At 74.4% G+C, this 14,980-nt stretch carries 9 protein-coding genes; 3 read left to right on the top strand and 6 right to left on the bottom strand.

The genetic code is table 11. The annotated features are described in order from the left end of the window. Nucleotides 1-233: 233 nt before the first annotated feature. The gene (locus WMF46_RS31500) at nucleotides 234-2,369 is read left to right on the top strand and encodes a TonB-dependent receptor family protein (protein WP_437980592.1); all 2,136 of its coding nucleotides are present in this window, start codon (nucleotides 234-236) and stop codon (nucleotides 2,367-2,369) included. Nucleotides 2,370-2,411: 42 nt separating this feature from the next. Here WMF46_RS31500 and WMF46_RS31495 read toward each other — a convergent pair whose 3' ends face one another. The 6 genes from WMF46_RS31495 to hisF form a co-directional block, all read right to left on the bottom strand. After that, nucleotides 2,412-3,890, bottom strand: coding sequence for an HTTM domain-containing protein (locus WMF46_RS31495; protein ID WP_437980591.1), 1,479 nt, complete (start codon nucleotides 3,888-3,890; stop codon nucleotides 2,412-2,414). Further along, nucleotides 3,877-5,334 carry an imelysin family protein gene (locus WMF46_RS31490; RefSeq protein ID WP_437980590.1) on the bottom strand — a complete coding sequence of 486 codons (1,458 nt, stop codon included), beginning with the start codon at nucleotides 5,332-5,334 and terminating at the stop codon, nucleotides 3,877-3,879. The genes WMF46_RS31495 and WMF46_RS31490 overlap by 14 nt, the downstream gene beginning before the upstream one ends. 179 nt (nucleotides 5,335-5,513) lie before the next feature. Continuing rightward, nucleotides 5,514-7,211: a hypothetical protein gene (locus tag WMF46_RS31485; RefSeq protein ID WP_437980589.1), complete on the bottom strand. Its 1,698-nt coding sequence runs from the start codon at nucleotides 7,209-7,211 to the stop codon at nucleotides 5,514-5,516. Nucleotides 7,212-7,646: 435 nt separating this feature from the next. After that, complete coding sequence (locus WMF46_RS31480) at nucleotides 7,647-8,030, bottom strand: TerB family tellurite resistance protein (protein ID WP_437980588.1); 384 nt, start codon at nucleotides 8,028-8,030, stop codon at nucleotides 7,647-7,649. A gap of 33 nt (nucleotides 8,031-8,063) precedes the next feature. Beyond that, nucleotides 8,064-10,652, bottom strand: coding sequence for a hypothetical protein (locus WMF46_RS31475; RefSeq protein ID WP_437980587.1), 2,589 nt, complete (start codon nucleotides 10,650-10,652; stop codon nucleotides 8,064-8,066). Further along, nucleotides 10,649-11,461 carry an imidazole glycerol phosphate synthase subunit HisF gene (gene hisF / locus WMF46_RS31470; protein ID WP_437851199.1) on the bottom strand — a complete coding sequence of 271 codons (813 nt, stop codon included), beginning with the start codon at nucleotides 11,459-11,461 and terminating at the stop codon, nucleotides 10,649-10,651. Before hisF ends, WMF46_RS31475 begins: the two co-directional genes overlap by 4 nt. 191 nt (nucleotides 11,462-11,652) lie before the next feature. Here hisF and WMF46_RS31465 point away from each other — a divergent pair, with 191 nt between their 5' ends. Together WMF46_RS31465 and WMF46_RS31460 are read left to right on the top strand one after the other, a co-directional pair. Beyond that, on the top strand, nucleotides 11,653-13,635 hold the full coding sequence (locus tag WMF46_RS31465; protein ID WP_437980586.1) for a hypothetical protein: 1,983 nt from the start codon (nucleotides 11,653-11,655) through the stop codon (nucleotides 13,633-13,635). Further along, nucleotides 13,632-14,897: a hypothetical protein gene (locus tag WMF46_RS31460; protein ID WP_437980585.1), complete on the top strand. Its 1,266-nt coding sequence runs from the start codon at nucleotides 13,632-13,634 to the stop codon at nucleotides 14,895-14,897. Before WMF46_RS31465 ends, WMF46_RS31460 begins: the two co-directional genes overlap by 4 nt. Nucleotides 14,898-14,980 lie beyond the last annotated feature (83 nt).

Raw genomic sequence — 14,980 nt, 5'->3', positions numbered from 1 at the left:
CTGAACCGAGCGCGGAGGCCCCGGGGGATCCAGCGATGCCTGGAGCGCCTCCGGGCACGGGAGCGCCGGCGGCGGACCGGGACGCACCTGCACCGGCGCCGGCAGCGCCTCCCGGCGATGCGCCGGCGGCACCTCCCGGCGATGCGCCGGCGGGGGACCAGGATGCTGCTGCGCCAGCGCCGGCGGCTGCTCCCGGCGGTGCGCCGTCGGCACCCTCCGGCGGCGCGCCGGCGGTGAACCATGAAGGCGCTGCACCGGCGCAGGCAGCGCCAGCCGGCGATGCGCCGGTGGAGGTGACGGTCGCGGGCACGCGCGTGACGCGGACCGCAGGCTCGGCTCATGTGATCAAGAGCCGCCAGCTCGAGCGCTTCGAGCACGACGATCCCCACGCCGTGCTGGTCAGCGTTCCCGGCGTGTACGTGAGGGGTGAAGACGGGCTGGGCCTGCGGCCGAACATCGGTGTTCGCGGCGTCAACCCTGATCGCAGCAAGAAGGTGACGCTCATGGAGGATGGCGTCCCCATCTCTCCTGCGCCGTACTCCGCGCCAGCCGCTTATTACTTCCCGCTCATCACCCGCATGTCGAACGTGCGCGTGATCAAGGGGCCAGGGGCCATCGCCTATGGCCCCCAGACCGTGGGTGGCACCGTGGATCTCGTCACCCGCTCCGCCCCGTCGCTCGCGTCGGGCGCGCTCGATCTCGCGCTGGGCCAGTACGGCTACGGCAAGGCGCACGCCTATCTCGGGACGAGCGACGGGCAGATGGACTTCCTCGTCGAGGGCGTGCACCTGCGGAGCGACGGCTTCAAGGAGCTCCCGAGCGGGGCGGACACAGGGTTTTACCGCAACGAGGTGATGGTCAAGGGCAGTTACCTCGTCGACCCGGCCGCCCGCATCAAGAACGAGCTCCGCCTCAAGCTCACCTACTCGGAAGAGCTCTCCAACGAGACGTACCTCGGCATCACGGACGGGGACTTCGAGGAGAACCCGCTCCGCCGTTACGGGGTGACCGCGCTCGACCGCATGCGCAACCACCGCACCGCGGTCGCCGTGACCCACGTGCTCGAGCCGTCGCGCGACCTGTCGGTGACGACGACCGTGTACCGGAACGACTTCTCGCGCGTGTGGCGCAAGGTGAACGGCTTCCGCGGGGCCAACCTGTTCGACGTGCTCGCCGCCCCGGACACGCCGCAGAACGCTGTGTACTACGCCGTGCTGACCGGGCAGCTCGACAGCTCGACCCCGGGCGAGGCGCTGCTCATCGGCCCCAACGAGCGCGACTTCGTCGCGCAAGGCGTCGAGACCCGCGTCCGCTGGAACGTCGCCACGGGGCCCATCTCGCACCGCGTCGAGTACGGCCTGCGCCTGCACCACGATCGGGTCGAGCGCCGCCACAGCGAGAACGGGTTCCTCGTGCTCGGCGGCGCGCTCGTGCCGGACGGCGGACCGACCGTCGTGACCCAGTTCAACGAGGCATGGACCGAGGCGGTCGCGCTCCACGCGAGCGACGCGATCACCTGGAGAGCGCTCACGGTGACGCCCGGCGTCCGGATCGAGCTCATGCGCTCCGCCCTCGTGGATCGCGCGGCCGGGAGCGAGCAAACGCGGCTCGCGCAGGCGCTCCTGCCCGGCGCCGGCGCCTACCTTGCGCTCACCGAGGCGCTCGGCCTCCTGGCCGGGGCCTACCGAGGATTCAGCCCCCCGGCCCCGGGGAGCGACGAGCACGTCGAGCCCGAGCTCAGCGTGAACTACGAGGGCGGCGCTCGCTTCGCCGACGGGCCGCTGCGCGCGGAGATCATCGGCTACTTCAACGATTACTCGAACATCACGGATGTCTGCACGCTCTCCAGCGGCTGTCTCGACGCGGATCTCGATCGCCAGTACGACGCGGGCGAGGCCCGGATCTACGGAATCGAGGCGTATGCGGAGCACGAGGTCCCGCTCGGCCAGCTCAAGCTGCCGATCAACGCGGCCTACACGCTCACCCGGACCGAGTTCCTCTCGAGCTTCGCCTCGGACGACCCCATCTTCGGCCGCGTCGTGAAGGGAGACGAGATGCCCTATGTCCCGCGGCACCAGGCGAGCCTCTCGGTCGGGGTCGAGCACGAGCGCGCCGGCGTCGTCGTGGGCGCCACCTACGTATCGGCCATGCGGGAGAAGGCCGGCAGCGAGCCCATGTCCCGGGCGCTCGCCACCGACGAGCAGCTCCTCTTCGACGCGAGCGCCAAGGTGCGTGTCGTCGGGCCGCTCGTGCTCTACGCGAACGCGCGGAACCTCCTCGGCTCCCAGTACATCGTGTCGCGCCGGCCCTTCGGCGCGCGGCCGAACGCGCCGCGCTGGATCCAGATCGGGGCCAAGGCGTCGTTCTGACGTGGAATCGCGCGTGGAGCCCGACGGGGACGCGCGCGTCGATCAGAGGGGGCGGATGTGGGGGGGAGGACCCTCTGGAGCTGGAAGGATGTAGGGCGCCGGGCCCAGGCCGTCGCTGACCACGGCGAGATCGACGCCGGGATCGATGAGGCGCGCGATGCGGCGGCCGTTGAGCGAGACGAGGGCGTCGGCGCGCACCTCCACCGGCCCGCGGCCGCGGCGCTCGAAGTCCTCGCGGATGTGATGGGAGAGCTGCAGGATGAGATCGGGCTGGCCCGCCATCTCGCGCTCCTGCAGGCGCGTCAGGTACTCCCGCGGGCTCACATGCCATGTCCGGCCGGTCTGCCTGCTGCGGACGATGAAGGTGACGCTCCCGTTCTTCTCGCGCACCATCACGCGCCAGGAGAAGCGCATCCCCTGCTCGTGCCAGCGCACGTTGCCGTCGTACGCCAGGAAACGGAGCGGCATCGCGAGCTGAACAGCGCAGTACGCGGCGCCCAGCGCGAGCCCGAGGGCGCGCAGCGATCGCGAGGGCGGCGCAGCCGGGGGGAGGGCAGGTTCGTCTGTAGGCGCTTGCGGCGCGTGCGGCGCGCCGGCGCCGCCGCGGGCGGGGAGCGCGCGCGCTCGGAGCCGGGAGAGGACCCGCCGGGGCCACTCCGGGGGGAAGAACACGAGCGCGGAGAGGACCATGATCACCGGGAACATCCCGATCGGAAACAGCGCGCGCGTGACGACGTGGAACAGGATCACCGCGGCGTACGCGAAGGGGCGGAGCCTCCGGCAGAGGAGCAGCCAGACGATGCTGGTGTCGAACAGGAAGCCCGCCCAGCTCATGAGCGGCGCGGCCCACGGGTGCGTGAAGAGCGGGCCGAGGACCGGCATGTCCGTGCGCGAGCCGAGCCAGATGCGGAGCGGCTGCGCGTGCAGGAGCCAGTCGGCGTGGGCCTTGGCGAGCCCCGCGAACGTGTACACGACGCCGACCTGGAAGCGCAGCAGGTAGAGCCACGCAGCGGAGACGGAGCGCTCGCTGCGCCGCGAGAGCAGCGCGTCGATGGACCAGGCGCGGTGCGCCGGCGACGCCGCGAGCAGGAGGCCTAGCAGGCTCGCGAGGTAGTAGTGGTTGAGGTACGTCGTGACGTCGATGACCTGCAGGTAGGTGAAGCCGACGACGAACAGGGGCGCCGTGACGCGGAACAGGAAGCCGAGGGCGAGCGCCAGGGCGAGCGCCGCGAGCGCCCAGAACAGGGCGTGCATCCCGGCCGGCGAGAGCGGCTCGACCCACGCGAGGCCCCAGTACTTGAAGTGAAAGCCCGGCTTGACGAAGAACTCGTCGATCCACCCATACGCGATGAAGCGCGCCATGCTCACGCACATCGTGAGCCCGAACAGGGCGCGGAACGCCGCGAGCCAGGCGATGTCGATCGGGCGAAACAGCGCTCGATGCAGCGCCGCGGCCGCGCGCGACCACGCCGCCGCGAGCCCCAGGGGGCCCGCGCGGCCAGGGGGCTCAGTCGTTGTCACCTTCCGACGACTGGGGCAGCTCGAGGTTCAGCGCGCCGACGAACTCCGTCTTGAGCAGGTCCGTCAGGGCCTTCACGGCGGTGTAGACCGACTCGACCTTCGCCCGGTCGGTCGAGAGCGCCTGCTCCAGCGGCTGGTCGAGCGCGTCGACTGCCGACTGGGCTCCCGACAGCGCCGCCAGCATGCGATCGGCGAGATCGGCGGAGTCGACCGCGCGCAGCCAGTCGTCGAACCCGACGCCCTCGCCGCCCTCGCCGCAGCCCTGGAACAGGCGCCGGAAGCCGCGCAGGTTGGCCCGGATGTGCGCCGCCGAGGCCAGGGCGAAGCGGGACTCGAGCGCCTCCGGGCAGGTGGGCGTGACGCAGTCCTCGGTGAAGCCGAGCGGGCGCCCGAGCTTCCAGTCCTTCAGCTCCTTCTCGACATAAAACATCGCGTCGCTCACCGCGTTGAGCGCGTCCTGCTCGGTCGCGAAGACGGGGCTCCCCTGGCCGGCCTGGGTGAGCTTTTCCCGGAAGCTCCCCGCCTCGGGCGCCCATGCGCGCGCGAGCGCGCCCGCCTGGGCGAGCACGTCCGCCGCCGCCGCCGCCGCGTAATCGGCCTTGCGCTGCGCGAGCTCTCCCGCGGCGAGCGCCGCCCAGGTGCGGTTCGCGTTGATCGGCGAGTACTGCGAGCAGGCGTTGTCGCCGCCGCCGTAGAAGGCGAGGTACTCGAGCGCCGCGAGGCCGCGCCCGTTGATGAGCGACGAGGAGAAGCTCGGCTGCGCATAGGCGCGGCTCACGATCTGCTCCTCGATCTTGCACCGGCTCACGAGGGGCCAGGAGTAGATCTGATCCCGGAGGTCCTGTCCTCCGGGCTGCGTGGAGCTCGCCGCGGGGCCGAAGCGGAAGAGCTCCACCTCCTGCCAGACCGCCATGGCGGCGAGCCAGGCGCCGCGCGCGGCGGCGGCGCTCGGCTCGCCCGGGCCGCGGGCGAGGGCCGCGGCGCTCCCGTGCAGCGCGCGCGCCTGCGCCTCGAACTCGCAGGCGCGGTTCAGCGCGCAGTCCGCCGCTGCGGTGATCAGCTTGGCCTTGCTGAAGGGGCCTTCCGCGACGGGGACCGGGGGGCACACGTCGCCGGGGACCGGCTCGCCGCCCCCCGCGCCCCCCGCGCCGCTGGCGCTCCCGGCGCCCCCCGCGCCAGCGGTCGTGGCGATCGTGGAGGAGGCCGCCGTGGTGCTCGTTGCGCCGCTCCCGGTCGAAGGCACGGGCGCAGACCCGCCGCTGCCCGGCGGCTGCGCGACGCCGGGCCCCGCGCCCTGGCCCGTATAGACCACCTCGTCCGGGGGCGGCTTGCGGCACCCGGCGGCCGCGGCGACGCCGACGAGCGACAGCAGGAGCGCTGTCGAGAGGCGGCGGCCCGCCCTCTCGCTCCGGGCGCGGTTCATTGTCGGCCTCACGCTGTTCATGCAGCCTCTCCGAGATACGGGCGCTCGCCCGGGCCCCGCCGGCGTCGCGGCGGCCCCGAGCTCGTTTCGCGCGAGAATCATCCGTCGTACCCTGCCCGTCAACACGGAGGGAGCGCTCCCCCGCCTGTCAGCACGGCGCGGCGGGGGGCGCCTCCCGGCGCGCGTCGGTCGTGTGAGCGTCAGTCCCTCTGCGCCGGGACCGGCAGCAGGACCAGCGTCGCGTCGTCGTCCTCGGGACCGTCGCTGTCGGACCGGTACCCGGCGGCCGCGAGCCACGCGCCGTTCGGCGACAGCGCGACGCCGAAGAGCGAGTCATCGGGGCGATCGAAGCTGTAGCGCCGGTATCCGTTCGGATCGAAGCGCGTGTCCAGGGCGCCGTTCTTGTCGAACAGGGCGATCATCCCGTCGACGTTGCCCGTCGTGGGGGTGGCGCTCCCGACCATCACGACGCGATCGTCGGGCAGGGCGAGGAGGTTGCGCCCGCGGTCGTTGTCGCCGGCCACGTCGAGCAGGACGCCGCCGCCCACGCCCCAGGAGGGGTCGAATCCGCCCGTGGCCGTGACGCGGAAGGACACGAGATCCACGGCCCCGCTCTCCTCGGAGCGCCCGTAGCCGGTGGTCACGTACTTGCCGTCCGACTGGCGGGCCGCGCCGTAGGCCTCGGCCATGCCGAGCGGGAACGGCGCGAGCCTCACGACGCCGTCCGACGAGAAGGTCGTGTCGGGGGTGCCGTCCGCGTTGAGCCGCAGCAGCACGATCTGGTTCCTGCCGCCCACGCTCGTGTAGCCGGAAGAGAAGATCTTGCCGTCGGCCTGCACGAACCCGTTGCGCGGGTTGTCGCCCAGGTTCAGCCCGTCGACGTCGAGCGTGTGGACGCCCTCCGTCGCGAACGTGGTGTCCAGGGCGCCGTTCGCGGTGAGCCGCACGATCGCGCGATCCCGATCGGCGCGAGCCGCCGCCTTCCTGCTGGCGAAGAGGACCAGCCGATCGCTCGCGTCGCGGTCGACGCCCCAGAGCAGATCGCCCGTGTTGCCCTCGCCGGCGCCGAGATCGTGGATGGCGATGCCCTCGGTGCCGAAGGTCGTATCCAGCGTGCCGTCGGCGTTGAACCGCACGACCGCGAGATCCGCGTCCGACGGCGTGGCGCTCGGGTCGTGCTCGACCTGGCCGGCGAGCACGATCTTCCCGTCCGACTGCAGGACGATGCCGCGCGCGGTCTCCGTGGTCTTGCCTGCGACCACGTTGACCCTCGCGACCCCGTTCGCGCCGAAGGTCGTGTCGAACGAGCCATCGGTCTTGAAGCGCGCCACCGCCATGTACGTGTCGCCCGCCACGGCCACGTGCCCGGCAGCGTAAGCTCTGGACTCGGCGTCGAACGCGACGGCCCAGAAGCGGTCGTCCGTGGCTTCGTCGAGCGCCACGACCCCTGCGAATCCGGTCGACCAAGGCTCCTCGCCTGTGTCGCCGCCGCCGGTGCCGCCGCCCTCGCCGGCGCCGCCGCCGCCTGTGTCGCTGCCGCCGGTGCCGCCGCCCTCACCGGCGCCGCCGCCGCCTGTGTCGCTGCCGCCGGTGCCGCCGCCCTCGCCGGCGCCGCCGCCGCCTGTGTCGCCGCCGCCGGTACCGCCGCCCTCGCCGGCGCCGCCGCCGCCTGTGTCGCCGCCGCCGGTGCCGCCGCCGGTGCCGCCGCCCTCGCCGGCGCCGCCGCCGCCGCTGCTGCTCGTCGAGGGAGCGCCGCCAGCGCCGCCGCCCCCGGAGTTCGCCGAGTCGCCGGAGTCGTCTCCGCACGCGGCCACTCCGCCGAGCAGCACGCACCAGGAAAGTCCGAACGTCGCGAGCACGGTCCGCTGCGCGGACAACCAGGTTCTCTTCACAGGCATGGTCGGCAATCCCTTTATGAACATGAAAATGAAAGTCGTTATCTTTGTTGGATATCGTCTTGCATGACGTCCACGCTGTCAAGAGATTCTGCTGTCGCTATCCCGCCAAGGCCTTTCCTTGCTGGAAATGCCGCCTGGGGGTGAATGTGTGGAGATGGTGCGGTAGGTGGGGGAGGCGCGGCGTGTGACGCGCCTTTGACGATGCCCGCATTGCGCCGCGCGACGCTGTCTGGGGCACCTCGCGCGCGGGCAGCCTGCTCGGCGATCCATGACCGCGCGGCGCGCAGCGGCCGAGCGACTTCGCCTGGAGGGTCGGTTTCCTTGCGGCGCACGGAGGATCGCGGCCGGTCGGCCGGCGAGGGCGGCCGGCAGCGGTCGCAGCGGGAGTCCCGGTGGCGGCCGGGCCAGCGGCGGTCGGGCGCCGCGCAGGCTGCGTCAGAGCAAGGTCAGGAGGCGGCGGGCGCGGGCCTCGGCCGCCTGGATGATCTCCGCGGACTCCGGCTCGGCAAGCTCGAGCTTCTTGCTCAGCGCGGCGATGTACTGCTTCTCCGCGTCATGCTGCTCGCCGTCGACGAACGTGAGCAGCACGGCGTGCTGCAGCAGCGCGCGGCGGTCGTCGCCGCCGAGCTCGCCGAGCGGCACGTCGTCCAGGGTCCTTCGCTGGGAGGCGTAGGCGCGGATCTCCTTCGCCTGGTCCTCGTTCGCCTCGAACGCCGCGATCAGCCCCTCCACCATCTCGCGTTCGGCCTCGTGGAACTCGCCGTCCGCCCACGCCACGCTCACGAGCGACTTCACGATCGCCATGCTCTGCTCTTGCATGGCGACGAGTGTCGTCGCTCCCCCGGGGCAACGTCAATCGTGAGGGGAGGGCGCCCTCGCCTCGGCGCGCGGGACGATCTGGAGCGCTCCCCGTGCGAGCGGCTCCGTCAGCGAGGCGAAGACCTCCGGCCGCAGCGTTCCAGCGAGCCCGGCGCAGAGCAGGGCGAGCGCGAGGAGCGCAAGCCACAAGGACAGACCTCGCCGGCGCGGGGCCACCAGCGGCACAGGCGGCCTCCTGCCGTCGTCCATCGGGGTGACCGGAGCGGATCCGGGCGTGGGGAGCTCGGATGCAACGGGGCGCAGCGCCCCGGCGAGCGGCGGGCGCGCGCCGGGGATGGCGCGCGCGGAGGTGTCGTAGACAGCAGCGACCGGCGGCGGCGTGCGGGTGAGGTCAAGGCCAGCGAGCGCCTTCATGCTGCGCGCCGCGCGGCGCTGCGCGCTGTGCTCGGACTGCGCGACGAAGCGCGCGACGAGCTCGTCGACCCGGGAAGCGCCTGCACCGACGCCGTCCGCGGGAGGGCGCGCGCTCCGGGATCGCCGCGAGGCGTTCCACACGATCGCATCGATGGGACCGAGCTCCGCCGGGCGCGGCGTCTCTTCCGGCTCTGCGTCGGCGGGAGGCTGCGCTGATGCTGCATCCGCGGGCGCGAGGTCAGCGGGCGGCAGCTCGGGAGCCGCGTCCGCGGGCGGTTCCTCGGGAGCGAGATCGGCGGGCGGCAGCTCGGGAGCTGCTGCGTCTGCGGGCAGTTCCTCGGGAGCGAGAACAGCAGGCGGCAGCTCGGGAGCTGCGTCAGCGGGCAGTTCCTCGGGAGCGAGAGCAGCGAGCGGCAGCTCGGGAGCTGCTGCGTCCACGGGCAGTTCCTCGGGAGCGAGAACAGCAGGCGGCAGCTCGGGAGCTATGTCCGCGGGCGGCAGCTCGGGAGCCAGAGCGGCGCGCGGTTCCTCGGGAGCTGCTGCTTCAGCGGGCAGTTCCTCGGGAGCTGCGTCCGCGGGGGGCGTGCCGGCATGCGCGGTTTCCGGACCGTCGGCCGCCGCCGCGAGCAAGGCCTCGATCGGCGCGGCCGGAGCCGTTGGGAGCGGCGCAACCGGAGCGTCGTCGTTGCGCTGCGCCGGAAGGGGCCAGGGCAGCGTGTGACGCGCCGCTGGCGTCTCGTCGAACGGCGCGACGGCCGATCGAGGAACCGCGGACACGGCGAGGTCCGCCCGACGGACGAGCGGCCAGGCGCCATAGGCCGGTGTGACCTGGAGCGCCGCGTCCGCCGCCACGAAATGGATGGCAGGCGCGCGCGACGTCTCGATGGACTCCGGGACCTCGGTCACGCTGGCAGGTGCGTCTGCCACGGGGGAGAGCTCGGCCCCGTCGGCCGCCTCTCTCTCCTCCCAGACGGCCGTGGCCACGGTCGGCGTCGGCTCCTGCGAGAGCGGCGCGACGGCGGCGGGATCCGGGGAGAACTCGACGAGGATCGACTGGGTCGGTGTCGGCTCCCGGGAAGACAGCGCGACGCCGGGAGGAGCCGGGGAAAAGTCGACGAGGAGCACCTCGATCCCCTCGGGGCTCGTGAGCGCTTCGCTGCCGGCAGAGGGGCCGCAGACGACGAGCGATGGCGCGGGCATGGGCCACGCTTCTTCAGGAGCGATCTCCGCCGCCGCGCGCGCGAGCGGCGCCACCGGCGCGATCGTCCGAGCAGGCTCGATGAGCTCCGGGATGGCCGGGATCTCGGCCGGCGCTGCGGCCTCATGGAGCTCAACCACCGCCTGCACGACGGTCGGGGTGGGCTCTGGCAGCACCTCGACCTGCTCGCTGGCGTGCGCAGGCGCCGATGGGTTCTCGGGACACGGCTCGACAGCTACCGCCCCGGCAGCATCGCCTGCGCTCGCAGGCGCCGGGTGCGCCACCCCGGCGATGGCACACGCGACGAGCCCGGGGCTGAGCGTGAGCTCCACGACCGCAGGTGCGACCGGGCCGGGGCTGAGCGTGAGCTCCACGATGGGATTCGGGAGCGGGACAGCGGGGGAGTCGCTGCGCGGGGCAGCAGGCGCGTCGCTGCGCGGGGCAGCAGGCGCGTCGCTGCGCGGGGCAGCGGCGGTCGCATCGCGCCGCGCGTGCTCCGCTTGCGGCGGCGGCCGCATCTCGTCCGCTTCCGGCGCCGCAGGCTTCGCCTGGACCTCCGGGCGCGGGCGCCTCAGCCGGCCGGCCTCCTTGGCGCGCAGCGTCTCACGGGCGAGCCGCGCCAGCGCCCGCCGGGCGGCGTTGCGGTTCACCGGGATCAGCGCGGCCTCGAGCTCCCGCGCGACCGCTTCCGGGTCCTGCTCGTGCGCGGGGCGCGGGCGCGCCGTCGCCGTGAGGTTGGGCATGCTGCCGGCGGACACGGCGAGGAGCCGGGCGAGCAGGTCGCGCAGCAGCCGCGCCGCCTCGGCCGGCGCCACCGCCTCGCCGCGCGTGCGCACCGTGACGGTGCCCTCGGTCGTGAGCAGCACCGCGCGATCGTCGAGCCTGAGGGGGAGGCGCGACGTCGCGTCGCTGACGGCGAGCGCGAGGTAACCCGAGGTCTCCGGCACCAGCGAGGCGCTCCGCGCGTGCGCCGCCGCGACGACCTCCTCCAGGGTGACGCAAGCGCTCACGAGCGCCCCCGGCCCGCCGCGTCGCCCGGCCCGCCCGCGCGCGCCGGCCTGACCGGCACCCCCGCCGCCTCGAGGTACGCCTTCGCTTCGCCGATCGTGTACTCGGCGTCGTGGAAGATCGACGCGGCGAGCGCGGCGTCGGCGCCGCCCTCGACGAGGCCGGCGCGCAGGTGATCCAGCGTCCCGACGCCGCCCGAGGCGATCACCGGGACCGGCACGGCCCGCGCGATGGCGGCGGTCAGCAGGAGGTCGTAGCCGTCCCGCGTGCCGTCGCGGTCCATGCTCGTGACGAGCAGCTCGCCCGCGCCCGCCCGCGCGATCTCCTCGGCCCACGCGACCGCGTCGCGCCCCGTGTCCCGGCGGCCGCCGTGGGTCACCACCGTCCAGGCCACGCGCGAGGGATCCGCGATCCGGCGCGCGTCGATCGCCACGACGATCGCCTGTGCACCCCAGCGGTCCGCGGCGCGCCGCACGAGGTCCGGATCGTTGACGGCGGCCGTGTTGATCGCGACCTTGTCCGCACCCGCGTCGAGGAGCGCCTTGATGTCCTGCTCGGATTTGACGCCGCCTCCGACCGTCAGCGGCGTGAACAACACCTCCGCCGTGCGCGCCACGACGTCGAGGATGATGCCGCGCTTCTCGTGCGACGCGGTGATGTCGAGGAACGTGATCTCGTCCGCGCCCTCGGCGTCGTAACGGCGGGCGGCCTCGACCGGATCACCGGCGTCCCGCAGCCCCACAAAGCGGACGCCCTTCACGACGCGGCCGTCCTTGACGTCGAGGCACGGGATGATGCGCTTCGCGAGCATACGTCCCGCGTTAGCCTACCTGCCACGCCAGGGCCAACTGTTGCGCTGTGCGCCCGCTCCGGCGCCGCGGGGGGCGTCCTCGCGCGCCTCTCGCACGTTTTGCCGGCATTTCCGGCCGCCGGGGAGGCGCCGCGCGCCGGCCGCAGCGCCCGGAGCCTGACCGCGCCGCGGTTCCTCGCTACCATGGCGCCATGCATTGCCCGCACTGCGGGAGACCCGGACCCGAGGGCTCGATCGCGTGCCCGCACTGCGGCGCCGCGCTCGCGCCGCCGGGCGGAGCGGCCGGCTACTACGGCATGAAGCCCGCGGCCCGCACCATGGTCGGCGTCACGCTCCCCGACCTGCTCCGACAGACGCCGTCCGCCCCCGCCGTGCCGGGCGGCGCGGGCCCCGGCCAGGCCGCGCTGCCGCCCATGGCCGGCGGGCCGGCCGCCGCCTCGCGCACCATCGTCGGCATGCCCGCCGCGATCTTCGGGGCGGCACCGGCGCAAGCGCAGGCCGATCCGCGCCTGGCCGGGGGCACGCTCGTCGTAGGGACCCCGGCAGCCGTGGCCCCGGGAGCGCGCCTCGATGCGCACGCAGCGCCGGCCGCGCCGCTCCATGCAGCGCCGGCCTCACCGCTCCACGCGGCGCCGGGCGAGCTGCGCCTCGACCACACCGTGCCGATCGGCCCGGGCCTCGGGGCGCCGCGCGCTCCGGTGCCGCTGCCCGCCGTGTCGCGGACGCTGGTCGGCGTCGCCCGGCCGGGCATCGCGCCGCTCGCGCCCGGCGCCCCGGCCGACCCCGAGCCCAATCCCGAGCTCGACGCGCGCTACCAGCCGGCCGGCGAGCTCGGCGCCACGATCGCGCCGGCGCGCTTCCGCGCCCCTCCGCTGCAGAACCCGGCGCTCATGCGCCCCCATCGCCTGAAGCAGCGGCTCCCGCCGCCGAAGGTCGAGAGGCGCCCGCGCACGTCGCGCCGGGCCGTCGCCGTCGTCGTCGCTGGCGGCGTGCTCGCGCTCGGCGCGGTCCTGTTCGCGCTCCTCTGGCCGAGCGCGCCCCCGGTGACTGCGCGCGCCCGCGCCGACGCCGGGGGCCGCGAGGTCATCGAGCTCCGGTGCGACAGCTGTCCTGACGGCACCGCGGTCTCCATCGGCGAGGGACGCGCGACCACCGCCGGCCGCGTCGCGCAGATCCCGCTCGCGAGTCCGCTCTCCGTCGGCGAAAACCGGATGAAGGTCGCCATCGACCGCCCCGGCAGCGGACGCGACGAGACGGTCGGCGTCTCCATCCACGTCGCCTACCGGATCCGGCCCGACCTCGGCACGCTGCAAGGGGAGCGGCCCTCGATCCAGGTCGTTGTCGAGGCGAGCAAGGGCACGCAGGTGCTCCTCGACGGCAAGGAGGTCGCGCTCACGAGCGGCCGGGCCATCGAGTCGATCGACGTCACCGACGCGGTCGCGGGGCCCTCGGACGAGACGAAGACGCTCACCCGGCAGGTGCCGTACACCGTCACGCCGCCCGACGGCCCGCGCGAGGAGGGCATGGTGAGCGTCGCGGTCGGCATCGTCCCGCTCACCATCGAGTCGCCCGGCCCGAGCGTGGTCATCGACAAGGAGAGCTTCGTGCTCGCCGGGCGCACGGCCCGCGGCGCGCAGATCTTCGCCGGCGCGCACCCGATCGCGGTCCGCCCCGACGGCACCTTCGCGCACGTGATGAACGTCTCGTCCGTGGGCGCGACCCAGTTCGAGGTGCGCGCGAAGATGCAGGGGATGGCGCCGCGCATCGCGAAGCTCGCGGTGCGCCGCGTCGACCGGCTCGACACCGCCGCGAAGGAGTTCGCCGGCCGCGGCCCGATCGGGTACGCCGAGCTCGCCGCCGGCGGGAAGGACCCCATCGGCAAGCCGATCGCGCTGACCGGCGAGGTCCTCGAGGTGCGCCGGCAGGGATACGCGACGCTGATCCTGCTCTCGATCCCGCCCGCGTCCGGCTGCAAGGAGGGCGCCGCGAGCGCGGGCGCCGCGCCGCGCTCTCCGGAGGCGTGCAAGGTCCGCCTCGTCCATGGCGCCGACAACCCCGCCCAGCGCGGGGACATCCTCACCGCCTACGGCAGCGTCGCGCCGCCGTTCGTCGCGCCGGGCGGCGCCGAGATCCCCGAGGTGCAGGTCGAGTTCACCGTGAAGGGCGGCCGATGAGCGCCGCGCGCACCACGCCGCCCAGCCCGCGAAGGCCGCGTCGCGCCCGGACGGCGGGCCTCGCCGCGGCCGCGCTCCTGCTCTCCGCCGCGGCGCCGCTCGCCTTCGCCGACGCCGTCGACACGAGCCGGCCGCACACGATCGTGGTCGGCGCGCCCCGCGGCTTCGCCCCGAGCGAGCGGCTCGACGCGCGCCGCACGGGCCGCTCCGCCGCGCGGCTGCCCTTCCCGGCGCGCGAGGCGTGGCGAAAGCAGCTCCGCGGCGGGATCGACGCCGCGCCGCTCGTGGACGCCGCGGGCGATCTCCTCCTCACGCTGACGGTCCCCGAGGTCGTCAAGCTCGGCGCGGACGGCCGGGAGCGCTGGCGCGTGCGCATCGGCGACAGCGCGCCGCTCGCGCCCGCCGTGCTCACGAGCGACGGCACCCTCGCGCTGATCACCTCGTCCGGCGTCGCCGTCGGGCTCACGCCTGCGGGGAGCGTGCGCTTCGCCGTCCCCCTCGGCCTCCGGGGGCGCGACGCCGACGTGACGCCCCTCGCGCTCGACGACGGCGGGCTCGTGGCGGCCCTGGGGCGCTCCCTTGTCGAGCTCGCCGCGGACGGGACCGTGCGCGCCCGCGCCGAGATCGCGGATCGCGCGACGGGCGCCTTGCTCGCGGGCCCTGAAGGCACGCTCGTGACCACCGAGTCGGGCGCGGTGCTGACCTGGCGTCCGCCCGGCGCGCCGAGGCGGCTCGGTTCCCTCGGCGGCGTGCCTCGCCGCGGCGCGGCCCTCGCCGACGCCCGCACGCTGCTCGCGGTCGTCGACGCCCGCCGCCTGGTCGCGCTGGATCTGCCGACAGGGACGGCCGGGGTCCGCGCCGGCGCGGCCTTCAGCGCGCTCGACGGGCCGCCCGCCATCGGCGCCGGGGGCTTGGCCGTGGTCCTGTCCACGACCGGCCTGCTCCTCGGGGTCAACGCGTCGGGCGACCTGGCGTTCCGGGTCGCGATCGACAGGCCTCCGGGGTCCCCACCCGCCGACGCCGGGCTCTCCGGCTTCTTCGGCCCGGTGGACGCGAAGCCGAGCCCACCGGTGGTGATCGATCGCACCGGCCGCGTCGGCTTCGTGCGCGCGGGCGGACGCGCGGGCGTCGTCGAGGCGGACGGCAATGTCTCCATCGCGGCCGAGCGCGTCTGCTCCGCGCCGGTCGCCGTCATCCCTGCCGGCGAGGAGCGGATGGCGATCGCCTGTCGCGACGGCACCGTGGTGATGCTGGCGCGCTAGCGCCAGCCGTCGCTCGCGCCCAGCGCCGTGTGCCGACGGCCGAGCTGGTCGGCAGCGCTGGCCGCCCAGCTCGGTCGATCGAT

The sequence above is a fragment of the Sorangium sp. So ce117 genome, assembly GCF_051524395.1.
Lineage (GTDB): Bacteria > Myxococcota_A > Polyangia > Polyangiales > Polyangiaceae > Sorangium > Sorangium cellulosum_B.
The sequence above is the reverse complement of the archived record's forward strand: the minus strand, read 5'-3'. Positions and strand labels throughout refer to the sequence as shown.

Coding starts and splice junctions, on each gene's coding strand:
- WMF46_RS31465 (WP_437980586.1), top strand. CDS start 11,653: ATGCATTGCCCGCACTGCGGGAGACCCGGACCCGAGGGCTCGATCGCG.
- WMF46_RS31490 (WP_437980590.1), bottom strand. CDS start 5,334: ATGAACAGCGTGAGGCCGACAATGAACCGCGCCCGGAGCGAGAGGGCG.
- WMF46_RS31460 (WP_437980585.1), top strand. CDS start 13,632: ATGAGCGCCGCGCGCACCACGCCGCCCAGCCCGCGAAGGCCGCGTCGC.
- hisF (WP_437851199.1), bottom strand. CDS start 11,461: ATGCTCGCGAAGCGCATCATCCCGTGCCTCGACGTCAAGGACGGCCGC.
- WMF46_RS31485 (WP_437980589.1), bottom strand. CDS start 7,211: ATGCCTGTGAAGAGAACCTGGTTGTCCGCGCAGCGGACCGTGCTCGCG.
- WMF46_RS31480 (WP_437980588.1), bottom strand. CDS start 8,030: ATGCAAGAGCAGAGCATGGCGATCGTGAAGTCGCTCGTGAGCGTGGCG.